18 protein-coding genes are annotated in these 26,499 nt (G+C 35.2%); 13 read left to right on the forward strand and 5 right to left on the reverse strand.

Annotated features, from left to right (window positions below; translation table 11 throughout):
- Positions 1 to 181 precede the first annotated feature (181 nt).
- Positions 182 to 2,095: an S-layer homology domain-containing protein gene (locus NST00_RS13715; protein WP_340710209.1), complete on the reverse strand. Its 1,914-nt coding sequence runs from the start codon at positions 2,093 to 2,095 to the stop codon at positions 182 to 184.
- Positions 2,096 to 2,293: 198 nt separating this feature from the next.
- Here NST00_RS13715 and NST00_RS13720 point away from each other — a divergent pair, with 198 nt between their 5' ends.
- The 5 genes from NST00_RS13720 to NST00_RS13740 all read left to right on the forward strand — a co-directional run bounded on the left by NST00_RS13720 (position 2,294) and on the right by NST00_RS13740 (position 9,800).
- On the forward strand, positions 2,294 to 4,570 hold the full coding sequence (locus NST00_RS13720; protein ID WP_340710210.1) for an S-layer homology domain-containing protein: 2,277 nt from the start codon (positions 2,294 to 2,296) through the stop codon (positions 4,568 to 4,570).
- A 208-nt stretch (positions 4,571 to 4,778) separates the two neighbouring features.
- Entirely contained in the window at positions 4,779 to 5,924 is a 1,146-nt protein-coding gene (locus NST00_RS13725) for a polysaccharide pyruvyl transferase family protein (protein ID WP_016837957.1), read from the forward strand.
- The gene (locus NST00_RS13730; protein WP_168412342.1) at positions 5,921 to 7,021 is read left to right on the forward strand and encodes a glycosyltransferase; all 1,101 of its coding nucleotides are present in this window, start codon (positions 5,921 to 5,923) and stop codon (positions 7,019 to 7,021) included. Before NST00_RS13725 ends, NST00_RS13730 begins: the two co-directional genes overlap by 4 nt.
- Complete coding sequence (gene murJ, locus NST00_RS13735) at positions 7,018 to 8,553, forward strand: murein biosynthesis integral membrane protein MurJ (RefSeq protein ID WP_016837959.1); 1,536 nt, start codon at positions 7,018 to 7,020, stop codon at positions 8,551 to 8,553. The genes NST00_RS13730 and murJ overlap by 4 nt, the downstream gene beginning before the upstream one ends.
- Positions 8,554 to 9,227: 674 nt before the next feature.
- The gene (locus NST00_RS13740) at positions 9,228 to 9,800 is read left to right on the forward strand and encodes a TetR/AcrR family transcriptional regulator (RefSeq protein WP_340710211.1); all 573 of its coding nucleotides are present in this window, start codon (positions 9,228 to 9,230) and stop codon (positions 9,798 to 9,800) included.
- Positions 9,801 to 9,985: 185 nt separating this feature from the next.
- On the opposite strand, the gene NST00_RS13745 is transcribed toward NST00_RS13740, so the two are convergent.
- Positions 9,986 to 11,425: a S41 family peptidase gene (locus NST00_RS13745; RefSeq protein ID WP_168412341.1), complete on the reverse strand. Its 1,440-nt coding sequence runs from the start codon at positions 11,423 to 11,425 to the stop codon at positions 9,986 to 9,988.
- A 479-nt stretch (positions 11,426 to 11,904) separates the two neighbouring features.
- The gene (gene brnQ / locus NST00_RS13750; protein ID WP_340710212.1) at positions 11,905 to 13,239 is read right to left on the reverse strand and encodes a branched-chain amino acid transport system II carrier protein; all 1,335 of its coding nucleotides are present in this window, start codon (positions 13,237 to 13,239) and stop codon (positions 11,905 to 11,907) included.
- A gap of 230 nt (positions 13,240 to 13,469) precedes the next feature.
- Between brnQ and NST00_RS13755 the strand changes: the two genes are divergently transcribed.
- Together NST00_RS13755 and NST00_RS13760 are read left to right on the forward strand one after the other, a co-directional pair.
- Entirely contained in the window at positions 13,470 to 14,405 is a 936-nt protein-coding gene (locus tag NST00_RS13755; RefSeq protein WP_016837963.1) for a C40 family peptidase, read from the forward strand.
- A 282-nt stretch (positions 14,406 to 14,687) separates the two neighbouring features.
- Positions 14,688 to 15,230: a C40 family peptidase gene (locus NST00_RS13760; protein ID WP_340710213.1), complete on the forward strand. Its 543-nt coding sequence runs from the start codon at positions 14,688 to 14,690 to the stop codon at positions 15,228 to 15,230.
- A 365-nt stretch (positions 15,231 to 15,595) separates the two neighbouring features.
- Here NST00_RS13760 and NST00_RS13765 read toward each other — a convergent pair whose 3' ends face one another.
- Both NST00_RS13765 and secA2 read right to left on the reverse strand, forming a co-directional pair.
- A complete protein-coding gene (locus tag NST00_RS13765; protein WP_340710214.1) occupies positions 15,596 to 16,492 on the reverse strand; it encodes an accessory Sec system S-layer assembly protein in 897 nt (298 codons plus the stop codon).
- Complete coding sequence (secA2, locus tag NST00_RS13770) at positions 16,492 to 18,852, reverse strand: accessory Sec system translocase SecA2 (RefSeq protein ID WP_340710215.1); 2,361 nt, start codon at positions 18,850 to 18,852, stop codon at positions 16,492 to 16,494. The genes NST00_RS13765 and secA2 overlap by 1 nt, the downstream gene beginning before the upstream one ends.
- Before the next feature lie 280 nt (positions 18,853 to 19,132).
- Here secA2 and NST00_RS13775 point away from each other — a divergent pair, with 280 nt between their 5' ends.
- The 6 genes from NST00_RS13775 (at position 19,133) to NST00_RS13800 (ending at position 26,429) form a co-directional block, all read left to right on the forward strand.
- A complete protein-coding gene (locus tag NST00_RS13775) occupies positions 19,133 to 20,197 on the forward strand; it encodes a glycosyltransferase family 4 protein (RefSeq protein WP_016837967.1) in 1,065 nt (354 codons plus the stop codon).
- 636 nt (positions 20,198 to 20,833) lie between these two features.
- Positions 20,834 to 22,456: a peptide ABC transporter substrate-binding protein gene (locus tag NST00_RS13780; protein WP_340710216.1), complete on the forward strand. Its 1,623-nt coding sequence runs from the start codon at positions 20,834 to 20,836 to the stop codon at positions 22,454 to 22,456.
- A 125-nt stretch (positions 22,457 to 22,581) separates the two neighbouring features.
- Entirely contained in the window at positions 22,582 to 23,514 is a 933-nt protein-coding gene (locus NST00_RS13785) for an ABC transporter permease (protein ID WP_016837969.1), read from the forward strand.
- A 41-nt stretch (positions 23,515 to 23,555) separates the two neighbouring features.
- The gene (locus NST00_RS13790; protein WP_238536185.1) at positions 23,556 to 24,449 is read left to right on the forward strand and encodes an ABC transporter permease; all 894 of its coding nucleotides are present in this window, start codon (positions 23,556 to 23,558) and stop codon (positions 24,447 to 24,449) included.
- A gap of 14 nt (positions 24,450 to 24,463) precedes the next feature.
- Positions 24,464 to 25,519 carry an ABC transporter ATP-binding protein gene (locus NST00_RS13795; RefSeq protein WP_016837971.1) on the forward strand — a complete coding sequence of 352 codons (1,056 nt, stop codon included), beginning with the start codon at positions 24,464 to 24,466 and terminating at the stop codon, positions 25,517 to 25,519.
- A complete protein-coding gene (locus NST00_RS13800; RefSeq protein WP_016837972.1) occupies positions 25,509 to 26,429 on the forward strand; it encodes an ABC transporter ATP-binding protein in 921 nt (306 codons plus the stop codon). The genes NST00_RS13795 and NST00_RS13800 overlap by 11 nt, the downstream gene beginning before the upstream one ends.
- Positions 26,430 to 26,499: the final 70 nt, after the last annotated feature.

Here is a 26,499-nt window from a genome sequence, read left to right on the forward strand (position 1 = left end):
TCAACTCACCTGAGATAATAGTCAATCTAGATAAAATAATAGCCAAAGCCAAAAAATCAAGATTCTCTATCAAGTTTGTATTTCGCCCGAATGTAAACGCAAAGTGTCTATAAGATAAAAAAAGTGAAATCGACTCGTTTATGTCGATTTCACTTTTTTAATTTCGAAGCAATCCTTACTTCTATTTAACAGTATCCAAAATGATAATGTATTGTGAGCTTACGTATGCGACTTTATGGTCACGGCTGTCTGGAATGATTTCATACCAACCGTTTGCTGCAAGGTTTGTGCTTGTAATAATGACTGGAATATTTGTCCGGCTGTATTGATAAATTGGCGTGTTGTTATAAGTTGTCGCTACAGAACGAACATTTAATCCTTCAATATTCGTTAATCCGATTGTATATGCGTTATTTGCATCTTTAAACCCTAAATATTTATCTGCACGGTAGTAGTGGCCAGCTGCTTTTGCACCCCAATAAGGATCGGATGCGTATTTCACATTAAATCCGATTCGTTTTGTTCCGAATACAGGACCGTGAGCGAATGGTGCATTTGCAGGAATGTAGTTTTTCCACCAGAATTTTTCCATCAGTTCACGAATGCTTGCTTCAGGAGAATCGAATTTCACCTTTAATGGATCAGTGTCATACACATACAAACCGAATAAGTTGTTGTATTGCTGCGCGTAATCACTCATCCCCATGTCGCTTTCGTGCATTGCAAGGGCAAGTATCATCATCGCATTAATCCCGTAGTCTTCTTCAATGGCTTTCAACTGTTTACCTAATCCTATCAATTTACTTTTCTTAGAAGCATCAACATAACGGCCGCCAGCTTTTTCTCGCTCTGCTAATGCGTATTGAATGTACTTGTCGATTTCTTCAGTTGAATACTGTGTTTTTGAGTGAACAGGTAGGAATTGGTAATAATTGTAATATGTAAACTTTTCCCCACCATTGTAGAAATTAATGCCGTCCCAGCTGTAGTATTTTACCCCAGGTTTCATTTGGCTTGGTGCTTTTCCATAAATATAGCTTGCTTTATCGTTTCCTGTTTTGTGATCTACTAGGACGTGTTTCATTTCTCCGCCAACGTTTAAGTAATAGTGGCGACCTTTTGATAAGGAGAAAGGAATTAATGATACAGTGTTTGCATCCACATATCCAACTTGTCCTGCTAAATTCACTTTCACACGGTTGCCTTCAGATTGAAGATATTGCATTTCTGTTTCTGAAGCTACGCTGATCTTATCTTTTACCGTTTCAGAGTCTAAAACCGTGTAAGATTTTGCAACGACGAAACCAGAACCTGGTTTCATGTATACGATGTTGTTATTTTTTGTAATAACATGAGTGTCTTTTGAAACGCTTTTTAATACAGCGTCGTAATCAAAAGAAGTTATTTTTGTAGAAACGAGTTGTCCACCTTGAATATCTTTTAATTCATATGGCCCAAAGTTTATCGCTTCTTGATTACCAGCTACCTCCATCATCCGAATGATGAACGTTGCAGCTTGTGATACCGGCGTATTTTTTAATGGATAAAAATACACGCCATCAGGCATTGTGGAACCTTGAATAATTCCCTTTTCTGCACCTGTTGCAACCGCAGAATAATATTCTTTATAAATTTGATGTTTATCTTTAAATTGCAAATCTTTCGCCGTGCTCGTAGGAATCTTTAAATGCTTCATTGCTCGCTCAATCATGACAGCCATATGTTGGCGAGTAATCGGATCATTCGGTTTGAATGTGCCGTCTTCATATCCGGTAATAATCCCTGATGCTGCGGCGTTTTGAATATCTTGATAATAGGGACTATTTGTTGGTACGTCCTTAAAATCAATATTCTCTTCAGCTTTTGGTAAGCCGATCACTCTGGAGATAAACGCTGCGAATTGGCCGCGTGTTACAGTAGCATTTGGATTGTAATTGCCATTCGCATCAGGCGTTAAAGCCCCTTTCATAATTAAATAGCGTAATCCCCGTTCATGATAGTTGCCTGTTACATCGTCTGCAGCTTGTACTTTGCCAGTTGAACAGAGCGAAAAAACTAGCAAAATACTGAAAGCCATTAATAGAAATTTTTTCATGTAGTACCTTCTCCTTTCTCTACCTCCCATACTAACAAATTTCTATTAAGTTATTAATAGGATAAATGGTCAATTATATGAATTTTATAATAATAATAGTGAAAAAAGTATTATTTTATATTTCTAGTGTTTTTCCTTTTATATTTATAGTTTAATATGATTTAATGGAAAAGAAATGAAAGTATGGGGGGAAGGAAGGTGAGGGCTCTTTTTGAGCAAAATCAAATGAAGAAAATTATTTCAATATTATTTGCTTTTGTGCTTTTGTTTGGGACTGTGGCACCTGCTCAAGCGAATCAATCAGTCAATGAGCAATATCCAGTGTCTTCTGGAGTGGTGTATAGTCAATATACATATAAAACTTCAAAAACAAATGTAATCAATCATCTATCAATTAATTTAAATGATCCATTTACGAAAGTAGATATTGGCTTACCTAGTGCTTACAATAAGCGAGAAACGGTAACGGCAATAGCAAATCGAGACTCTAAAGATGGTAATAGAGTAGTAGGAGCTATTAATGCTGCATTTTTCAATATGAGCGATGGGGTTCCATTGTTTTTAATTGCAAAAAATAATCGCATTATTAACGGTGGGGCGATCTCTGAAGGTGCGGATCAATATTTGAACGTTCCAACAGCTTTCGGTATCGATAAAAACGGACAAGGCATTATCGATTATTTTGATTTTCAAATTACGATGACGACAAATGGCCAATCGTATCAACTGACTGGCATGGACCGTGTTCGGAATGGCAATGAGGTCATCGTTTATACACCGAACTATTACAAAGGCTATACAGATAATAATCAATATGGATTCGACATTATTGTTGAAGGAGATACACCAATCGGAGAAATATATTTCGGAGATACGATTTCTGGGGTAGTGAAAGAAATCGCTCCTTATGGGGAATCAAAACATCCTATTCCGAAAAATGGTTTCATTCTATCTGTCCAAGGCGGCTCACCTTTAAGTAAAACGTTGTCTAGTTTACAAATTGGTCAACAGATTGATGTGAACTTTTCCATCGACTCAAAATGGCAAGATGCACAATTTATTGTTGCAACAGGGCCTTTTTTAGTGCGCGATGGTAAACCGTATATTATGATGAGCACTGCTTCTAGCCGAGCAAGAGAAGTAGCGCCTAGAACAGTTGTAGCAGTGAGTAAAGATAAGAAAACCGTTCATTTCATTACTGTAGATGGAAGACAGTCCCACAGTAAAGGGATGAATATGAAAGAACTTGCAGATTATCTAGTTTCTTTAGGAGTAGATACGGCCATTAACCTTGATGGTGGCGGTTCAACAACAATGGCAATGCGTAAATATGGAAGCAATGATGTAGTTGTCGTGAATAAACCATCAGGTGGGTCCCAACGTGCAGTACATGCGATTTTAGAAGCAATTAGCACTGCACCGCTTGGAGAGGCGAAAATAATGAAATTTACTCGTACAAATGTCGGTACGATGTTGGAAGGAACAAGTTCCACTGTCAGCGTACAATATGTACTGGACGAGTACTATAATCCGCTGCCAATTACTCCTGATTCTATTAGTCTAGCATCACAAAATGGAACTTTAACGATTAGTGGTACGACATTTACAACAACAAAAGCAGGACAAGATCGTATTTACATTATGTATAATGGAAAAGTCGTTCAATCTTTCCCAGTGACAATTGTTGATGCACCAAGTCAAATGACAATTAAAGGAGCACAAGAAGTAGTCGTTGGAGCAACGCAGAATTATACAGTTGAAGCAAAAGATACGGAAGGTAAAAATTTAATTTATAATGCAAATCAAGTGAAATGGTCGGTAGAAGGAAATATCGGAACCATTACTTCTACAGGACAATTTAAAGCAACGACTGCAGGTAGCGGTAAAATTATTGCAACGTTAGGTTCAAAGACTGTTTCAATTCCTGTAAAAGTAAAAGAGAAAGTAATCTTTAAAGATGTCCCTACAAATCACCCATATTTCAATGAGATTAGTTATAGCGTAAAAAACAATATCGTCACAGGGTACAGTGATGGCACATTTAGACCGACAGAAAATATTTCCCGGGAGCATGCAGCTGTCATTTTAACGAGAGTTCTGAAATTAGATACGACAAATGTTCAAAATCCGAACTTCAAAGACGTTCCAACGAATTATCCTTATTACAAAGAAATTGCAGCGGCAGCAAACTACGGATTAGTGAGCGGTAAAAACGATGGCACTTTTGATCCTAAAGGTAAGCTGACGCGTGCACAAATGGCGAAAATTTTAGCGATTGCCTTTGAATTGCATGGTTCAGAAAGTAAATCAACAAAATTTAAAGATGTTCCAACAAATCATTGGGCATATCCTTATATCGATGCATTAGCTTATAGCAAAGTCACAACGGGATACGAAGATGGAACATTTAAACCAAATGAAAATATCAATCGTCAACATTTTGTTCTATTCGTATATCGTGCTATTCATCGTTAATTGAAGTTAGTAGAATGGTAGCTCTGTACTTTGTCATTTAACGTTGAATAGCCAACCTTATCTATAAAGGGGCATATCCCTTTGAATAGAAAAATCATAGAATGGGAAATCTAGGTTCATCATAAAAAAACTCTCCCCTACTTTGATGTGGAGGAGAGTTTTTATATGATATAATTGTTCATTATTAAGTTATAAAGGATGTAGGTTCATGAAAATCGGAATCGTAGGTAATTACGGTAATGATAACAACGGGGATGAATCGATTTTGCTCAGCATCATTATGCAGCTTGAGCAAGCATTTAATATCTCCCGTGAAGATATCACCGTTTTTAGCAATAACACTCAACAAACGAGTGAACAATATGGAGTTCAAAGCTATCCATTATATTATAAACGCAAAAATTTATATAAAACTTTTTATACTACATATCAATCGAATAAAAAATATGTTTCTCAATTTGATTTACTCATTATTGGTGGCGGCGGGATTTTAATGGATTTTTATCGCCGTGAAGCTCACCTATATAGCACATATGCACTGATGGCAAAGCATGCGAAAGTCCCATATATCGTTTACGGCTGTGGTGCTGGTCCTCTCGATACCATTACCGGTCGCCTAATGATTCGATTAATGTGTAAACATGCCTTCAATATTTCAGTGAGAGATCCAGAATCAAAAGACCTATTAGAAAAAATAGGTGTCAAAAAAGAAATTAAAGTGATTGGTGATCCTGCCTTTACTTTATACAGTCCAAAAGATAGCTATTCTAACGAGCCAAAGGAAGTCGCCGTATCTTGTGTTCCAATGTATAACGCGAACTATTGGCCATTTGGTGACGTCGACAAATATGAAAGTTACACTACTGGAATGGCTAAAAATTTAGATCATTTAATCGAAAAGGAACATGTCAATATTACCTTTTTCGCTACGAAATATCCTCAAGATGTCTATGTGACGAAGGATATTCAAAAGAAAATGAAGCATCAATCGAAGACAAAAATTATTGATGAGAATTTAAAACCGATGAAATTAATTGATGTGGTGAGTAAATACGATGCAGTCATCGGTACACGTTTGCACTCCTTAATTATTGCAACATGTTCTGCAACTCCAGTGATTGCGATTTCTTATCATCCAAAAGTAACCAATTTTATGAGATTAACAGGAAACGAAAAAAGATGTCTTACGATTGAAGATATTCAAAAGGATGAAATGATTATATCCCGTTCCTTTAGCGATATTCGAGAAAATTGGAAAGAAGTTGTGAGTGAAACGAAAAAAATTGCTGCAAAGGCATATGAAGAGGCGAGTAAAGGCAAAGAATTGATGATGAAGGCAGTGAAGGACAAATGAAAAAAGTATTTGTAATTAGCAATATGTATCCTTCAAAAGAACATCTCTCGTTTGGTATTTTCGTAAAAAATCAAGTGGAAGCACTGCGAAATTCGAATATTGATGTAATTGTCGCAGCAAATGATAATCCAAAGACAGGTAAGAAAAATACCATATTGAAATATAGTAAGTGGGCAAAAGAGGTTCTTTCGAAAGCTTTAAAATATAAAAAGGAAATTTCCATTACGCATGCTCATTACGTTTTTCCATCCGGTGTTTTTTCATTCATGATGAAGAAAATGTTCAATATTCCGTATGTGGTGACTGCCCATGGTGGCGATATTGAACGGATGGCGAAGAAAAGTGCCAGCATTCGCAATTGGACAGAAAAGATTTTACAAGAAAGCAGCTATGTAATTGCCGTTGGTCCAGTGTTAGCAGATCAAATTGAAAAGGATTATGGGATTCCTCGTGATCGAATTCTAGTTTGCAGTATGGGTGTGAATAGGCAACAATTCAAACCTGGAAATAAAGAAATAGTAAGAAAAGAATTAAATCTAGATGATGATGCCTTTATCTATTTATTTGTTGGGAATGTCATTAAGCAAAAAGGTGTAGAAGAGCTGTTAATTGCTTTCCAGCAAGTGAAAAAAGAGGCGAATCGAAAAGTAAAGCTTGTGATCATTGGTTCTCAACGAGATAGAAGTTTTGTGAATAGTCTATCGCCATTAATGGATGATGACGTGCTAATGTATGGACCAATGAAACAAAACGAGCTTGTGAAATGGTATCAAGCGAGCGATGTGTTTGTATTACCTTCGCATTTAGAAGGCTTCGGTTTAGTGGCTTTAGAAGCAATAGCTAGCGGAACGCCTGTCATTGCATCGGATGTTGGAGGTTTAACTTATTTATTAAAAGATGGTGCTGGGCATTTAGTAGAGCCAAAAAATCCGAAAGCGCTGGCTGATGAAATGTTCAATGCTCTAACGACACCAAAAGAACAGTATACCAATCAAGAGGCATGTGATGAGATTTTGCATATTCATGATGCTGATGAAATTACGAAACGTGTCATTAGGCTATATGAATCTGCGGTGAACGGAGGTTCTAGCCTATGAATAAATTTTTAAAAATCGTTGGAGCGGTAGCTATCATTAATATAGCAGCCCGCATCTTCGGGTTTTTCCGGGAAATGGCCGTTGGGTACCAGTACGGATTTTCCTATGCAGCGGACAGTATTTTTACCGCTTATATGGTGCCGAACTTTTTATATTTAGTAGTCGGCGGTGCTTTTACGACAGCTGTGATTTCTCTATATAATAGGAAAACGACGAACCAATCGGAATTTGTGAAACAGTCCTTCACGATTGTGTTAACCTCTGGAATCGTCATGACAGCGGTATTACTCCTATTTACCGACCCAATTATTAAAATGTTATTTGAGAATAATGAAGACATTGCACCTGATGCAATTGAATTAACGAAGCATTTATTTTACTGGATGATGCCTTCATCAATTTTCTTAATTCTCGCATCGTATTATAGCGGTTTACTAAATGTTCATAATAAATTTCATTTATCCAGTTTTTCGATTTTAATATATAATGTGGCGTTTCTAGTTATTGCAGTCGCATTATCTTTTGTGATTGGTCCAATCGCTTACGGTATAAGTGCTTTTGCCAGTTCCATCATTATGATTTACTTCTTAATTGTAGGTTATCGCAAGCTGGATTCTTCACATCCAATCGGAATCTCATTTAAACGAGATGCGACGACAAAAGACTTATGGATAATGGTTGTACCCATCATGATTGGTGGTGGAACAATTCAGATTTATGCCATGTTGCAACGTTTCTTTGCTCAGCTTTTAGGGTTTGGAGAAAGTGCGATTTCCGTTGTAAACTATGCTTCCCGTTTAACACAGTTTCCACAAACGATTTTAATTACAGCGGTGACGACGGTAATCTACCCAATATTAAGCCGCAAAGAAGCAGAAGATGATCATGAATCCATTAAAAGTTTATATAGCAGAGGGTTACGTTATTTAGTATTGTTGATGATTCCTGTATCCATATTTGCATATTTCTACGCGGAAAATATTATTCAAGTGATTTTTGAGTACGGAAATTTTACTAAAGAAGGAACTAAATTAACGACACCAGTAATGCAAATTTTCGTGTTATCTATGTTCTTCTTAGCTGCGAATACGTATATTACTCGTTTCTATTATGCAAAAGGAGACTCGATCGCTCCGGTTATTTTCAGCATCGTCAATGTATTCATCGTGAATATTGCGGTGATGTATTTACTTGCCGATTCAACAGGAGTTAATTCTATCGCTTGGGGTACGTTAATCAGTTCAGTTGTCAATACAGTGTTGCTAATTATCTATGCACACTTTAGATATGGATTGAAGCTAGGTAATGGAAAACTAAAGGATTTCTTCAAACTATCCATACCGCTTATTTTAATCGGTTGTATCACGTATTTATCGAGCAAATATCTCGTTTTTGATTATAAGTGGGTTACATTTATTACAGGATTGGTTATTTTCAGTGTAAGTACGATTGGTCTATTCATGCTGTTTAGAATAAAAGAAGTTGAGGACTATATTAACGGAATCAAAAAGAAGTATTTTAGCAATAAGTAATTAAATTAATTAGATTCAATCTTAAAGTTAAATCACAGGTTATAATGCTCAGTGAATTAATTGGATAATGAATAAGAAGTGGAATTTACTAACTTTATCGGGATTGTTTAAGATCCAACAATTCCCGATGGGTTATAGTAAATTCCACTTTTTTATTAATGGTGACATATTAATACGGTAGCCTACTATTTGCTATTGTAGGATAAATGAAATTTGCTAACATTAATTGTCGAAATTTAAGTTATATTAAGATATTATTAGTAAGTAATTAAATGGAAGAATAAGAAATTTAATGTTTTATTATTAATATAGGTATAAAATATTAAAATACATTTAATACATAATACCTAATGTATTGTGATAATAATACTAGATTATTTTTGCATTATTTTTTAAACATAGTTTGATTTTATCTACTTTTATGATTGAAAATTGTATTATTATGATAAATATCTTCAATTTAAAGTATTTCCATTTTATAATGAACTTGATTTAATAATAAAATGAAATGCCTCTTACGAAAAGTTCGAAACGTTATATTACTAAAACACTTTTTACGTAGTGGAAATATTGTCAACAAACGACTTTTTTCTTAAAAGAATATAATTCCGTAAGAGCCGATTTCATTCTTACACAACACTCAACACACCGTTTTTGGAATGGGGGTAGTCCAGTTGCCGAGGGGTCGAAAAGTCAACTCTAGTGGAGAAAAAAGTAAAAAATTACTTCAAGAAAAGGCGATAGAATTATTTTCACAATTTGGGTATCATGAAACTAAAATTAGCGATATCGTAAAGGCTGCTAATTTAACACAACCTACATTCTATCTTTATTTTGAAAATAAAGAATCACTATATAATGATTTGATATTACAATTTAGAAATGAATTTTTAGAAAATGTAAATCGTATCAATGTGGGGAATGAAGATAATTTCATCGAAAAATTACAAACAAACTTTACAGCTCTTTTTAAATTCTTCGCCAGTAATCCACACCTGACAAAAATCGGTTTCTACCAAACAGAAGAGTCGGAGGAATTAAAAAACATCTTTTCACAAATTCTTGAGGAAAAATTAAAAGAACGAGTAGAATTTTCGGATCATGATATTCGTATTTTTATAAACAGTATTGTTGGTGCTATTGAGCGGCTTACACTAACGATGTTGTTTACAAAAGAAAAAGAGCCGGAGCAATTAGCTTCCGAACTCATTAATATTTATTTTGGTAAAGAATTAATATGTAGATAAAGATAAATTACATGATGGACCTTAATAGAAAAGTTCTGCCAATACTAGATTGCTTCATCAATTGGAATCCTTAAAAAAGTTTAACTTTTTAAGGATTATTTTTTTTGGTTCCTTAAATAAACATAAAAAATGAGCCATTATTTATTTTCCGCTCCAATAAATATGACTCATTTTAGATGTTCCTTTTAAAATTCTTTTTTTACTGTTATGTGCAAGTAAGCACCTTTTTTCAGTTGATGATTTTGATTGTCTTTTAATGTTGGATGAATGAGAAGCATATATTCTCCACCTTCATTCAACGGTTTTTTCGGTGTCACAATTAATTGATTCCCATCCGTTAATATATTAACATCTACTTTATTCCCACCTAATTCAACTAATTCAACATCCTTTTCATTTATAGCACCTAATGGACGATTTAATGTGATATTAAATGTTTTCGTCGTCGGAACATCTAATAATGCTTTCAACTCTTTATAGTTTACTAGATTTTCTGCAATTGCATCGAAGTGTGCTTGATAAATAGGATTTGAATTTGTGTTAATATGTGGCATTATTCCCTGATCGCGAATGACTGTTCCTTTTGGGCCGAAAAATTCTCCTATTGTTAATTTTAAATAACTGCCATCTGATAATTGATAAAACCCTTGCATCGTGCCTTTTCCATAAGTTTTTTCACCATAAACAACAGCAGCGTCATAATCCGATAAAGCAGCGACTGTCATTTCAGAAGCGCTTGCACTATAACGATTGACAAGTACTTTCGTATTACTATCAAAAATTGGTTGCACAAAATAAGGTAAGTTTACCAACAGAGTACCGTCTGGCTCTAATAGATATTTATAATGATCTCGATCGTAATATAAATAATATTGTGTATTGCCTTCCTGATATTTGACTTTGTATGCAAACATTGCGTTTTTAAATAAAGCGATTAATTCTTCGGCAGATTCTACATAACCGCCGCCATTATTTTGCAAATCGAGAATAAAGGAAGTTGCACCTTTTTGGGTTAATTTTTCATATTCCTTTTTGACAAGGTCAGCAGCATCTTCAGAAAATGATTGAAGCTGTATGTAGCCAATATTTCCGTATAGAATTTGACTCGTGGTATTTGGTATTGAGAAAGCTTTACGTGTCAATTGCTTTACAACGGTTGTACCATTTTCTTTTAAAATTTCAAGCTTTACCGTTGTATTTTCTTTTCCTAAAAGTAATGACTGGCCTTCCTCAACTGATTTTCCTTTAAGGGATATTGAATTGACTTTTGTAATGATGTCTCCAACTACTAACCCTTGTTCGTAAGCACTTCCATTTTCTAATACGTCCGTAATTAACAATCCGTTTTCATGTTTTTGAATCACAACCCCAATACCGATTTGCTTCATATCAACGCTTTTGATAAAGCTTTCATATTGTTCAGGGGTATAATAGTTGGAGTATGGATCAAGCATTTCCATTATTTCATTGATGGTATTCGCTTGATCGATATTTCCATTTATTTCGCCCACATATTCACTTTTGACAATCTCTTTTATTTCTTGCAATGTTGTTGCAGCTTGTACATTGAATGGCATTGCAAGAAATAGAAAAATCATAGAGATTATTGGAAACCATTTTTTCATATAGCACACCCCTTCTTTCTAGATATATCCATTATAGCAATTGACTTTTCGTAATAGAATTGAATTTTAATACGTTTGTAAAATTTTGATAGAGTCTGGTTGTTTCTTGGTGAGTGAGAAGGATAATGAGGAAATAGATTGAGATGCCCTTCCCAAGAGAAACGAAATATAAATAATTTAACATCGTAGATTATGTAAATCTTTAGTGGAGAAAAGACAGAAATTGAGGATTTTATATGTATATGAAAGAATAGAATAGTTTGTCTTCTTTAATACACCATATGTACATTGAAGTGTAATTAAAACGAAAAGTTCGTTGTTTTTGAAATATTTTTGTAACAATAAATTGGGTGTCTAGAAAGCCTAAAACTTTCTAAACACCCTTATTCTTTCAATATCTTGATTTTTACTAAATTTTTGCTTCTGCGGTAGTCTCACCGCAAAGGATTTATCTAAATATGAATTTTCAGACAGTTTAATTATTTAGCATGTTTTGCAGATTTAGTAATTAAATGAATCCCCCAACCAATCACTAATCCAACTATTGCAGGAAGTAACCATCCGAGACTTTGACTGTGTAATGGTAATGAACTTACAATATTTGCATACCAATTAATTTCAAATCCTGCCCCTTGAATTCCATCGTATAAGCTTACAAAAGCAGTGGCAATTAGAGCAAGACTGTAAACGATTGGTGCTCGGTTCCAAGCTTTATCGAACATCACCATAAACATGAGTACGATTGCAATAGGGTAAATAAATAATAAAACTGGTAAAGTAATCGAGATTAATTTCGCTAATCCAAAGTTGGAAATGAAGAATGAAAATACTGTAAAAATCACAACTAATAATTTATAAGATGCTTTTGGGAAGATTTTAGCGAAATATGTGGCATTCGCTGTAATTAATCCCACAGAAGTAGTGATACAAGCAAGAATGATGACTAATGATAAAATGATGCTTCCTCCACTACCGTACAATGCTTTGGATGCAGCAGAGATAACGCTACCACCTTCATTAAAATAGCCTATGGCTGATGGACTTGATGCTCCAATCCATGATAAAGAAACGTAAACAAATGCTAATCCAATGGCTGCTATAATTCCTGCAAAAATTGTAATGGTTACTTGTTTAGTACGATCTATGATTCCTTTTGCTTGAATGGATTGCACGACAACGATTCCGAATACAAGGGAAGCGAGCACGTCCATTGTTAAGTAACCTTCAACAAATCCTTTTGAAAAGGCTTTTGTAATATAATCTCCATTTGCTTCTTGAAGAGCACCCAATGGAGTAATCACACTTTTTAGTGCAAGCAACAGAATGACAATCAACAATGCTGGTGTTAATATTTTACCAATACGGTCAACTAATTTTGTTGGGTTTAATGCTAAATATAAACTAATAGCAAAATAAATAAATGAACTTATAAATAATGGTACCCAGCTATCAGCTTGTGCATCAGATAAGTACGGAGCAATACCGATTTCATATGTAACTGCTCCTGTACGAGGAATGGCAAAAAGCGGTCCGATTGATAAATAAACCACTGATGTAAAAATTACACCAAACCAAGGGTGAATACGACTAGCTACTTCTTGCAAATCCCCGCCATTCTTTGCAACAGCTACGATACCTAGAAGTGGTAACCCCACTCCAGTTATAAGGAAACCAATCATTGCAGGTACGATGTTTTCTCCTGCCTGTTGCCCTAATAGTGGCGGAAAGATAATATTACCAGCTCCTAAAAATAGAGCAAATAACATAAATCCCACAGCTAAATTGTTTTTTACAAGATCTCCTAAGTTTTTCATAGTTGCATTTTCTCCTTTATTTTCGAATAGCGGAAAATTTCTAAAAATAATAAATAATTAGAACGGTAACAATGTCGAATTATATCATCTATCGTCGAAAAAGACAAATAATATTTTTGGATATTTTAAGAATTCCTTACTTAATGTTTAATTATTTCTAAAAAATTATTAGTTTTTATCCGAAATATTAAGTATGATATAGTTAATCTTTTTATAAGGAGGGAGATAGGGTGTACCGGCGAAAAAAGTCGATTGTATTAATAAGTGCGGGTTTGTTGGCAAGTTGTATTTTCGCCCAAAGTGCTTATGCATCTACTGAGAGTGGTAAAAGCAGCGGCGAAAAAACACTTGAACATTTTAACATAAAAAACAACGTTTTACCTAATAATTTTTCGAATATCGACCGTTCTAAGACGAGAAAAGAAACTTTATCTAAAGCTAGAATGACAAAATTAAATATTCCAGATCGACAACTTGCTTCTCAAATTACATATAAAGTGGTTAAAGGTGATACTTTAACAAAAATTTCCAAAAAATTCAATGTGACTGTTGAAGACATTATGAATTGGAATCAGTTAAGTTCTGCTGATGTGATATATGCTGGACAAATATTGACAATTTATTCATCCTCTCAATCTCCAAATCATGAGGAGCAGGGAGACTTACCTAACCAAAATATCGAGAATGAAGTGAAGAATCCCCCGCATGATGAATTGTTAGTTGATGAAGTAATTAAAAAACAGTTAGAAAAAGAACAGATGATTGATAAGGATCCTTCAGAAAAAGGACAAGCTATATATAACAAAGTGTTGGAAATTGCTAATGCTCAACTAGGTGTACCTTATCTATTTGGGGGAAATACACCAGAAGGATTTGATTGTTCTGGGTTTGTACGGTACGTTTTTGTTAATGCAGGGTTGGATATTCAGCGAAAAAGCAGTGAAGACTATTTTAACCAAGATACGACTGTAGTAAAAAACCCAGTTCCTGGCGACGTGATTTTCTTTAAAAATACGTACAAAACAGGCATATCTCATATGGGGATATATTTAGGGGACGGAAAATTCATCCATGCAGGAGACAATGGAGTAGAAGTATCGAACGTTAATTATGACTATTGGAAGAAACATTTCGTGACATATAAACGGTTTAAAGGAATTAATTGACAATTTTATCGTGTTTTTAAAAAGGGTATTTCTTCTATCAAAGTAGAAAAATACCCTTTTAATGTTATAGAAAAATACAAGTTACAAATATTACGCAATAATAGAGGATTTCTTAGATTCTCTTTTGATATATTCGTAAAATAGATTTACAAATTCATTACAGTAAGAAGCTTTAATGCCTCGGTTAACAAGTTTTATACAGCCGATATCGTGAATGTTTGATGTAATGTGAATGTAAATGAACTGTAATGTTACTACAAATCCTCACATGTTACACTTTTTATGATTGAATTTTCTGACTACTTCACGATGGAGGGTACTATCATTTTCCAAAAGAATATTCGAAAATTGCTTTTGGCAACTGTGGCTGGTGTAGTCATTTGTTTTTCTCCTATAGCAGTTGGTGCAACGGAAAAGGATTCAACAGACTTTACTTCAACGGAATTGCGGGAGACTGCAATTAAATATTTAGGGATAAGATATTTGTATGGAGGAACGTCAACAAGCGGCTTTGACTGTTCAGGATTTGTCAGAAAAGTATTTAGTGATTTAGGGATAGAATTGCCCCGTACCTCAAAGGAAATGTATGAGATTGGGGAGCCAGTGAAGATTGGTGAAATTCGGCCAGGAGATTTATTGTTCTATAATACATCAGGGTTAGGAATCTCCCATGTTGCAATTTATTATGGTGATGGTAAAATGATACATGCTCAAACAGGAGAAGGGGTAAGTTTATCGAACTTCTTTGATCAATACTACTGGTATGACCGTTTCGTAGGGGCTAAGCGTGTGGCGGATGTGGAGTTGATTTCTGAGGGAAATTAAAATTTTATAGATATATTATTTTGGGAAAATAAAAAGCAGAGGGGAACCTATTTTTGTGGGTTCCCCTTTTTAATTGTCTGTAAATAACTACTCCTAAATTTAGAAATATTTTACTAATCTCAGAAAAAGTGCATCAATACAGAAAGGAAATGGATTAAAACGCCAAAAGAAAAGATACAAAAAACCTTTAGAAGTTCAAAAATAAAATTTTAGAAAAAAGATAAATTGAAGAAAAGCAAAAGAGCGGAAACAAATCCTATTAAAATTAAGTTTAAATTTTAACCCGTGTAAAAATGTTATTAGCTGTAAGATATAATACAATACAAAAAACGCGTAGAAGCATGATTGCTCTACGCGTTACTTTTTTATTGTGGTACGACAGCTTTCCAGCGAGATAAATCTGCACCTTCTGCATCCACTAATTCAGGTGGGAAGACAAATGTCCACGGTTTCGTTGTACGAGCTTTAACAGTTAAAGGAGGATCTATTGTAAATGATCCTTTTGCAATTTTTTTACCGTTCGCGTCAATTATTTCTAACGGTAATTGTTCAACATTGATTGCACGATCATTTCCATTTCGAATGAAGATGGATACAGATAAGCTCTTATCATCACGTAAATTTGCTTGTAAACCTGTAATATTCACTTCATTATGGCCTAGTTCTGGCAGTTTACTTACAACTTTTGCAAGCAACTCTTGTTGTTCGATTGGAAGCTGCTTTTTCCAAGATTCATCTAAATCCAGTGTATGTTCTTTTAATGTGTTCAAGTTAAAGACAATTTTCCAACCTTCGCCAGGAAGTTCGTCCGTTTCGATATATTTCTTTTCAAAAACGAATACCCATGGACGGCAGCTTTCTGGAGGGAGAGTACCCAATTCTTTAAAATCAAATATTTTTCCAGCTAAGCGTTTATTGTTTTTATCTAATATAAGCAGTCCAATTTCCCCTAATTCAATATTGTGGGGAATTGATGATCGGAAGAACGCACGCACGTACCAAGTTCCTGTTTTTTTATCTTCATCGATATCAATGGCAGCAAGAGACAATTGATTTGGACGTAACGGTACTAATTGATTTGCTAAAAAGCTGAACACGTATTTTTGTTCTTGCGGTACTTTCCAATCCGGATGAAGTGATAGTTTTGTTTTCACTAATTTTTTTTCGGATGATTCTTCAATTCCTTCAATTAAATTACTTGAGTCGATTGCACTGTCTGTTCCAACTTTATCGGTTTTCTTAAAAAAATCAAAAAGCCCCATTATTCATTTTCCTCCTCTTTTCGGCGAATGTTCATAAATTTCACCAATTCTGAAACGATTTGGACGCGAAGTTCTTGGAAGTTCTTACCGAATAACTTGAGTCCTTCTCGCTGGTAGATTCGCATTGGATCTTCACCTTGATAGCTGCGTAAGCCGATGCCTTCTTTTAAATATGTCATTTGTGCTAAGTGATTTACCCACATGCGATCAATGAAGCCGAGCATTACTTGTTGTGAAATGCTTAGCACTCTTTCATCGTTCTCGAAGGATTGGATAAATTCTTTTAATTGCAAGTAACCAGGTTCTACTTGGTCAAAAATGTGATTGACTTTTACTACTGTACGGTCTAATGTGACTTTCTCTAAGTAGAAGGAGTTTAATGTATTTTCTATTGCATCAAAATTCCATTCTTCTTGGCCAATTTCTTCATCAGCATTATCACGAACAGCAAAGTCGATTGCATCAAAGAGCATTTTTTGAATGATTTCGATAATGTCTTCTTCGTGTAGAACTTTATCTCTTAAAGTATACAATATTTTTCGTTGATCATTGATGACGTCGTCTAATTTTAAGTTGTATTCACGCAATGCAAAGTGAGCGCCTTCAACAATCCGCTGTGTACGGTCAATTAATTCTTGTACATCTTTGTTTTGAATTTGCTTTTTCTCATCAACGACCATTTTTTTCTTGAATTTTTCAACGTCTTCTTTAGCGAAACGTCGGAACATATCGTCTTCCAATGAGACGATGAAGCGGGTTTCACCAGGATCTCCTTGTCGACCGGAGCGCCCGCGAAGCTGATTATCAATACGACGGCTTTCATGCTTTTCTGTTCCGATTACATAAAGACCGCCAAGCTCTGGAACACCTTCTCCGAGTTTAATGTCAGTACCGCGACCCGCCATGTTTGTTGCGACCGTAATTCGCCCTTTTTGTCCTGCTTGAGAGATTAATTCCACTTCTTGTTCAACTGTTTTCGCATTGAGTAGTTGGTATTCTAGTCCATATTTATCTAGATATTTTGCCACTTCTTCTGATTGTAGAATAGAAGTGGTTCCGATTAGTATTGGTTGTCCTTTTTCTTGGCGTCGTTTTGCTTCTTGTGCTACGTATTCGTATTTTGCATCCCGCGTTTCGAAAACGATGTCTGGTTGATCAATACGAATGACTGGACGGTTTGTTGGAATTTGAACAACTCGCATGTTGTATACTTCAATGAATTCTTTTTCTTGCGTTTTTGCAGTTCCAGTCATTCCGGCAAGTTTAGGGTACATACGGAAGTAGTTTTGGACGGTAATTTGAGCTTGTGCTTTATTTTCGGCAGTAATCGTGACGCCTTCTTTTGCTTCAATGGCTTGGTGTAAACCGTCTGATAAAGAACGTCCTTCAAGGATTCGGCCAGTAAACATGTCGACTAGCTCAATTTTATCATCTTTCACAATGTAGTCCACGTCGCGTTCGAACATCACGTGGGCACGTACCGCTTGAATGACGTAGTGGTACAATACTTGATGATCTAAATCATATAAATTATCTACGCCGAAAGCTTCTTCAACTTTGTCAATTCCTTGATCTGTAAGAGAAGTAGCTTTTGTTTCTTCATCGAATTCATAATCTTCATCTTTTTTGAAGGTTTTTGCAAGCATGGCAGCAATACGGTGCAGTTCTTCTTGAGAAGGAGTTTTCCCAGCAATGATAAGTGGAGTTTTTGCTTCATCAATTAGAACAGAGTCTACCTCATCAATGATGGCAAAATGGTATGGCCGCTGCACTTTATCTTCCACATTACGAGCCATGTTGTCACGTAAATAGTCAAAGCCAAATTCCGTACCGACACCGTATGTAATGTCTGCATTGTAAGCTTTTTTCTTTTGCTCTAAATCCATCATTGGCAAGTTCAAACCAACTTTTAAGCCAAGGAATTTGTGAATTTGACCAATTAATTCGAAGTCCCGTTTTGCCAAGTAATCATTGACAGTGATAACGTGAACCCCTTTTCCTTCGAGGGCTCTCACATAAGAAGGAAGAGAAGCAACTAAAGTTTTCCCTTCACCAGTAGGCATTTCAGCTATATTTCCTTCTGTTAGAACGAGACCACCAATTAATTGAACGTCAAAATGTCGCATGTTGAGGACGCGTTTTGATGCTTCTCGAACGACAGCAAAGGCATCAGGTATGATATTTGTTAAATCTTCACCCTTTGCAAGGCGCTCTTTAAATTTTACAGTCATATTTTTAAGCTCATCATCAGACATCGATGAGTATGTAGCTTCGAGTTGATTAATTTTTTCTACTATCTTATAGTAATGTTTTAATTCTCGTTTACTTGTTCTTTCCTTATTTTTGAAAATTGAGAACATTTTTTTACGCTCCTTTTGTGGTCTAAATAAATATAGACACCTTTGTTATTCTATCAAACTTTTGAATGTATGACTACTTCAATCACGGGGAAAATAAGTATGAAGATTTTGTAATCATTAGTATTTCCAGTATTGTCTTTTTATAGTAATTTGATTGATGATTCATTTTTATTGGATATTTAATTACATTTTAAAGGAAAGACTAGGTTTTCTTATTTATTCATGCTATAATATCTTAGGTTTAATAATAAATGGAATTCTTTTTCTAAGGAGGATAGACATGGTTTACGTGTCTTTAGCAGTGGCGCTAGTCGCGTCCATAATACTGACTCCGATTGTTAGACGATTAGCGTTTCGCATAGGTGCTGTGGACGCACCGAATTATCGGAAAGTGCATCAAAAAATAATGCCACGTCTAGGTGGTTTAGCTATATTTTTATCCTTTTTAATAGGACTAGCGATACTAAGACCGGAAAGTCCTCGATATGAAAGTTCATTAATGCCTTTATCGATTGTATTAGGTGCTTTGGTAATTGTTATTACTGGTATTTTAGACGATAAATATCAAATAAGTGCAAAGGCAAAAATGTTAGGGCAAATTGTTGCCGCTTCCATTGTTATTTTTATGGGCGGTGTGCAAATTGACTTCATTAACTTGCCTTTTGATAACGGTATTTTAAATTTTGGATTATTGAGTATTCCGTTAACACTATTGTGGATTGTTGGAATTACGAATGCGGTAAATTTAATTGACGGTTTAGATGGACTAGCAGCAGGCGTGTCAACGATTGCATTAATTACTCTTGCAACGATGGCCTATATTATGGGCAATGGATTTGTACTTGCCGTTGCTGCAATATTAGCATGTAGTACGATTGGATTTTTATTCTTTAACTTTCATCCGGCAAAAATTTTTATGGGCGATACGGGTGCACTGTTTTTAGGATTTATGATTGCTGTGCTTTCATTGTTAGGTTTTAAAAACTTAACGTTAGTATCATTCATTATCCCAGTTATTTTGTTAGGTGTGCCGATTTCAGATACATTCTTTGCAATCGTGCGTCGCGTACGCAATAAGCAAAAATGGTCGGATCCAGATAAATCTCACTTGCACCATTGTTTAATGAAAATGGGATTCTCTCATCGACAAACGGTATTGATTATCTATGGAATTGCAGTAATGTTTGGAATTGCATCTATCATATTCTCTATGGCAAAACTTTGGGGAGCAATTCTTCTTATCACTGTTATTTTAGTTGCCATTGAATTGTTTGTAGAAGTAATAGGTCTTGCGGGCAAAAACTACCGACCGCTCATTAATTTAGTGAAGATGTTTAGTAAATAATCGTCAATTTGTATAGAGTTATATTGAATAGATAAGAAGAGGTTGAGATAAAAGAATTTTCAACCTCTAATTTAAAGGGGAGTTGTTTAACACAACTCTCCTTTTACATTTTCAACCGGTTTTTCCTCTCGTAGTGTATTTTTAATTTGTGGTTATTCATGCGTGGCCGATTTCTTTTTACTTTCGATTTCCCTCGGACTGAAAATTGTGTGAAATCCAAAATAGCATTTGGAATCCAAAAACTTATAACTGAGAACAACCTTTTCCGTAAAAAATAGTCAATCATGACAAGAAAAATCATGGTTGACTTTTTTATTAGCTAGAGCTATGTTCCAAGGAATTTTTTAGAAATAAGCATATTAAGCTAAGATTGTTATTAAAATGAAATAGAGTAACATTTTGTATGATGTAATATTTTTATAGTTATAGTAGAAACTTAATTTTTTTCTAAAAAAGAATATTCGTACAATTAAAACGATTTAAAATCAGTATAATATTAAATTAAGTATTAAAATAAAAAAAGTTATTTATTTTAAAAAAAAAATTTGTTATCATGATATCGAAAATTCAAAATTTCAGAAAAATGTAGATGATTACTTTTTTCTGAAATATTGAAAAAATGAGTGGGGGGAAAATATGAAAAAGAAGTATTGGCTATTCTTAGTAGCGCTATTAACACTTAGTTTTGTGCTAGGTGCATGTAGCGGAAGTGACAACAAAGAGGAAGGAAGCGATTCTTCAGGGAAAAAAGAAATTAATTTAGTGATTCCTTCTGAGCCGCCTTCATTACATCCAGGACTTGCAACTGATAACACTTCTAGTGCAATACTCATTAATGTATTTGAAGGGTTAACAACTCACAAATATGGAGAAGTTGTGAATGGAGCAGCAGAAGAGATTACAGTCAGCGATGACCAACTGACTTATACATTCAAATTACGTGATAATAAATGGTCAAACGGAGATCCTGTAACGGCACATGATTTTGAATTCGCTTGGAAATGGGTATTAAATCCTGAAAACGTTTCCGAATATGCTTCAATCCTTTACCCAATCAAAAACGCAGAAGCTTACCATAAAGGTGAAGCAACAGCTGAAGATGTTGGTGTGAAAGCGGAAGACGACAAAACTTTAGTTGTAACATTGGAACAACCGATACCTTATTTCTTGGAATTAGTTGCATTTAAAACATATTACCCAGTAAATAAAAATGTAGCGGAGAAAAATCCGAAATGGTACACAGAAGCTGGAGAAGATTATGTAACAAACGGTCCATTCTTATTAGATTCATGGAACCACGACAAAGACATTACATTAAAGAAAAATCCAGATTACTGGGATGCTGAACATGTCGCACTTGATCAAGTAAATATAACAATGGTTGAATCTGAACAAACAGCAGCTACAATGTTTGATAATGGTGAAATTGATTTCATAGGTTCTCCTTACCAAACAGTAGCGTTGGATGCAATCGATCAATATAAAGCAGAGGGAATTTTAAATATCGAAGACTATGCAGCCATTTACTTGTACAAATTCAATACAACAGATGAACTTCTGAAAAACCAAAATATTCGTAAAGCTTTAGCTCTTGCAATTGATCGTCAATCATTAATCGACAATGTAACAAAAGGTGAACAAAAACCGGCACTAGGTATGGTACCAATAGCAATTAAAGGATTTGAAGAAGATCGCGGCTACTTCAAAGATAATGATGTTGAAGAAGCGAAAAAAGCTCTAGAGGAAGGTATGAAAGAGCTAGGAATTAAAGATCCAAGCGAAATTAATATTAAAATTTCAATTAATACAAGTGAAGCGCATTCTGCAATCGCACAATTCATTCAAGAAAACTGGCGCAAAAACTTAGGAATTAACTCAACAATTGATAATTCAGAATGGCAAGTTTTCTTAGACAAACTTTCAAATTTAGATTACCAAGTTGGACGTCTTGGTTGGATTGCAGACTTTAACGATGCATACACATTCTTAGAGCCATATGATTCTGCAGAAAACGGCAACAACGATACAGGTTGGGAAAACCCAGAGTATACGAAACTATTAAGAGAAGCGAATCAAGAAACGGATGAAGAAAAACGTCTTGCAATGCTTAAACAAGCAGAAGCACTTATTATTGATGAAATGCCAGTAGCTCCAATTTATTACTACACAAATCTATATGTTGCAAAGGATCATGTGAAAAACATGAAGCCGGATAACTTAGGTTACATTTATTTAAAATATGTAGATATTGAATTATAATTGGTCAATTTAAAAAATTTATTTTAATAGTTGTAAAGGCTGCTGAAATCGATTTCATTGATCAGAGGCAGCCTTTTGCTATTTTTTAGGTGTCCACGGGATTTTTATATAAAGGAGGGAACACTTTGCTAAAGTACATTATCAAAAGAATTATTCATATTTTAATTGCTTTATTTATTATCATCACGGCAACCTTTTTCTTAATGAAGGCAGCGCCTGGTAATCCTTTTGCAAGTGAAAGGGATTTTCCGCCTGCAATAGAAGCCAATTTAAAAGCGAAATATGGACTGGACAACCCTTGGTATATTCAATATAAAGATTATTTACTCAATACGCTGACTTTTGACTTTGGAGAGTCAATGAAATATAAAAACCGCTCCACTAACGATATTATTGCGGACGGGTTTCCTGTTTCGTTAGCCCTTGGACTTGAAGCCATGTTCATTGCGGTTGGAATAGGGGTATCACTTGGCATCATTGCAGCATTTTATCATAATCGTTTCTTCGATTATGCTGCCTCGTCGCTCGCTGTTTTAGGAATATCAATCCCTTCCTTTGTATTAGCTGGATTAATGCAATACTTTATCTCCTTAAAATTAGGTTTGTTCCCTGTAGCAGGTTGGAATGGATTTAAGTATACCGTCTTGCCAGCATTAGCGATTGCATTAACACATGCAGGTTATATTGCAAAATTAGTTCGTTCAAGCATGTTAGAACAAAACAATAGCGAATATGTAAAATTAGCTCGCGCAAAAGGGCTTGGCAAATGGACGGTTGTATTTAAACATACGTTGCGCAATGCATTAATGCCTGTTATCACGTATTTAGGGCCTTTAACAGCCGGGGTTGTAACAGGAAGTTTTATAGTAGAACAAATTTTTGCTATTCCTGGATTAGGTAGACATTTCGTTCAAAGTATTACAAACCGGGATTATACAGTGATTATGGGCACAACGGTATTCTATGCAATTATTTTAATGTTCGCAGTTTTAATAGTAGACATTTTATATACTCTCATTGATCCGCGCATTAAGTTGAAAGGAGGAGCAAAAAAATAATGGCAAAGCAGCATGAAACGATTGACAATTTAACTCCAGAAATGTTTACAGTAGTTGGGCCCCGATTAGAAGAAAGCGATAAAATGACAAAAAAGTCTGTATCTTTCTGGAAAGAAGTATTCCTCCGATTTAAACAAAACAAATTAGCGGTTTCGGGCGTAATTATTCTGTTCATCATTGTACTACTGGCGACATTTGTACCAGAATTTTCACAATATAGTTATCGTGATCAATTAGGTGTTTATAATGAAGCGCCTTCAAAGACTCATTGGTTTGGTACGGATGATTTAGGTCGGGATGTATTTGTTCGTGTATGGTATGGTGCACGCATTTCATTATTTATTGGTATTACGGCCGCTATCATTGATGTAATCATCGGTGTTTTATGGGGCAGCATTTCAGGTCTGATTGGCGGACGTGTAGATGACATAATGATGCGTTTTGTCGATATTTTATCTGCCATCCCTTACTTATTAGTGGTAATCATTTTACTTGTTGTAATGGAACAAGGTCTTCTTCCAATGATTATTGCTTTATCGATTACAGGTTGGGTAAACATGGCGCGAATTGTCCGTGGTGAAGTTTTATCGATTAAAAATCGAGAATTCGTACTAGCCTCAAGAACACTTGGAGCAAGTACTTGGCATTTAATTATCCGCCACATTATACCGAATGCTTTAGGTGCGATTCTTGTAACAATGACATTGACAATTCCAACAGCAATATTCACTGAATCTTTCTTAAGCTTTTTAGGTTTAGGTGTAACTCAACCGGTTGCTAGTTGGGGAACGATGGCATCAGAAGGTATGGGTGGTTTAAGAATAGCCCCTTGGCGTTTATTCTTCCCTGCATTCTTCATTTCCTTAACAATTTTTGCTTTTAACGCAATTGGTGATGGTTTACGCGATGCACTTGATCCAAAATTACGAAAGTAGAAAGGGGTGGAAAGATGAAAAAACCATTGTTAGAAGTAAAGAATTTAAAAATAAACTTTAAAACATATGCAGGACTTGTTCAAGCGGTACGAGGGGTAGAATTTACATTATATGAAGGCGAAACTTTAGCAATTGTTGGCGAATCAGGTTCGGGAAAAAGTGTTACCAGTAATGCGATTATGAAATTGATTCCTGAGCCGCCTGGCATTTATGCAGATGGACAAATCTTATTTGAAGGAAAAGATTTAATTCCGCTTTCAGATAAAGAAATGTCAAAAATTCGCGGTAATGATATCGCGATGATTTTCCAAGATCCGATGACGGCTTTAAACCCAACTATCCGTGTTGGAAAGCAGATAATGGAAGTCATTTTAAAACATAAAAAAGTTTCTAAACAAGAAGCGAAAGAAAGAGCGATAGAGTTGCTTCGCCAAGTAGGTATACCAATGCCTGAAAAACGGTTTAACCAATATCCGCATGAATTTAGCGGTGGGATGCGTCAGCGTGTGGTTATTGCCATTGCTCTTGCCGCTGATCCGAAATTGCTAATTGCTGATGAACCAACAACTGCACTTGATGTTACAATTCAAGCGCAAATTTTGGAATTATTGAAGGAAATTCAAAAGGAACGGAAAACGTCTATTATTTTTATTACCCATGATTTAGGGGTTGTAGCAAATGTTGCAGATCGTGTAGCGGTGATGTACGCTGGCCAAATTGTGGAATACGGAACAGTCAACGATATTTTCTACAATCCTAAACATCCTTACACTTGGGGATTACTTGGCTCTATGCCTGATTTAAATAATAAAAGCGACGAAAAATTGTTTGCAATTCCAGGTTCTCCACCAGATTTAACAAATCCGCCAAAAGGAGATGCTTTTGCACCTCGAAACAAATATGCATTAGCAATTGATTTTGAAAAAGAACCGCCAATGTTTAAAGTATCGGAAACACATTATGCAAAAACATGGTTGTTGCATGAATATGCACCGAAAATTGACATTCCGGAACCTATCGTCAGAAGAATGGAAAGATATAAAAAGGAGGCTGAATTAAGTGAATCATAAGTTATTAGAGGTAAAAAATTTAACTCAATATTTCGGCTCTCCTTCCAATCCTATTAAAGCAGTTGATGGAATTAGTTTCCATATTTTTGAAGGGGAAACGTTAGGACTTGTTGGTGAATCTGGTTCCGGTAAATCAACGACAGGTCGTTCCATTATTGGTCTTTATAACATGACCGATGGCGAAGTGATTTTTAAAGGAAAAAATGTTCACAAAATCAAATCAAAGAAAGAGCAAAAGCAATTAAAACGTGAAATGCAAATGATTTTCCAAGATCCATATGCTTCATTGAATCCGCGTATGACAGCAGGTGAAATCATCAGTGAAGCATTTGATATTCACGGTCTTTATAAAAATAAAAAAGAACGCCAAGAAAGAATTGTTTCCTTATTAGAAGCCGTTGGTTTAAATCGTGAACATATGACAAGATATCCCCATGAATTTTCCGGTGGACAAAGACAACGTATTGGTATTGCAAGAGCGTTAAGTTTAAATCCGAGTTTTATTATTGCTGATGAACCCATTTCAGCACTAGACGTTTCCATTCAAGCACAAGTTGTCAATTTATTAAAAGAACTTCAAGAAGAACGGAATTTAACGTACTTATTTATTGCGCATGATTTATCGATGGTGAAATATATCAGCGATCGAATTGCTGTGATGTATCGCGGAAAAATTGTGGAGTTAGGGGATGCAGAAGAAATTTATCATCACCCTATTCATCCATATACAAAATCATTACTATCAGCAGTTCCGCTCCCAGATCCGATTTTGGAAAGAAAACGGAAACGAATTCCGTATGTACAAGAAGAAACGTCGGATTTTGCATCAATGCACGAACCATTGCCGAATCATTTCGTATATGGTACGGATGAACAGCTAAATAAATGGTTAAAACAAGCCCAACTATAATGCTGTTTGTTAGATGCAACTTTCTTTTCAAATTAAAATGTAATCTGTTGCTTAAGGGGACATGAATTCC

The sequence above is a fragment of the Ureibacillus sp. FSL K6-0165 genome, assembly GCF_038004285.1.
GTDB classification, from domain to species: Bacteria; Bacillota; Bacilli; order Bacillales_A; family Planococcaceae; genus Ureibacillus; species Ureibacillus thermosphaericus.

What these genes read in the sequence shown, in the direction of transcription:
- brnQ (WP_340710212.1), bottom strand. Translation starts at nt 13,239, where the DNA reads ATGAAAAACTTAGGAGATCTTGTAAAAAACAATTTAGCTGTGGGATTT.
- NST00_RS13780 (WP_340710216.1), top strand. Translation starts at nt 20,834, where the DNA reads ATGAAAAAGAAGTATTGGCTATTCTTAGTAGCGCTATTAACACTTAGT.
- NST00_RS13775 (WP_016837967.1), top strand. Translation starts at nt 19,133, where the DNA reads ATGGTTTACGTGTCTTTAGCAGTGGCGCTAGTCGCGTCCATAATACTG.
- NST00_RS13730 (WP_168412342.1), top strand. Translation starts at nt 5,921, where the DNA reads ATGAAAAAAGTATTTGTAATTAGCAATATGTATCCTTCAAAAGAACAT.
- NST00_RS13745 (WP_168412341.1), bottom strand. Translation starts at nt 11,425, where the DNA reads ATGAAAAAATGGTTTCCAATAATCTCTATGATTTTTCTATTTCTTGCA.
- NST00_RS13795 (WP_016837971.1), top strand. Translation starts at nt 24,464, where the DNA reads ATGAAAAAACCATTGTTAGAAGTAAAGAATTTAAAAATAAACTTTAAA.
- NST00_RS13725 (WP_016837957.1), top strand. Translation starts at nt 4,779, where the DNA reads ATGAAAATCGGAATCGTAGGTAATTACGGTAATGATAACAACGGGGAT.
- NST00_RS13790 (WP_238536185.1), top strand. Translation starts at nt 23,556, where the DNA reads ATGTTTACAGTAGTTGGGCCCCGATTAGAAGAAAGCGATAAAATGACA.
- NST00_RS13765 (WP_340710214.1), bottom strand. Translation starts at nt 16,492, where the DNA reads ATGGGGCTTTTTGATTTTTTTAAGAAAACCGATAAAGTTGGAACAGAC.
- murJ (WP_016837959.1), top strand. Translation starts at nt 7,018, where the DNA reads ATGAATAAATTTTTAAAAATCGTTGGAGCGGTAGCTATCATTAATATA.
- NST00_RS13715 (WP_340710209.1), bottom strand. Translation starts at nt 2,095, where the DNA reads ATGAAAAAATTTCTATTAATGGCTTTCAGTATTTTGCTAGTTTTTTCG.
- NST00_RS13760 (WP_340710213.1), top strand. Translation starts at nt 14,688, where the DNA reads ATGATTGAATTTTCTGACTACTTCACGATGGAGGGTACTATCATTTTC.
- secA2 (WP_340710215.1), bottom strand. Translation starts at nt 18,852, where the DNA reads ATGTTCTCAATTTTCAAAAATAAGGAAAGAACAAGTAAACGAGAATTA.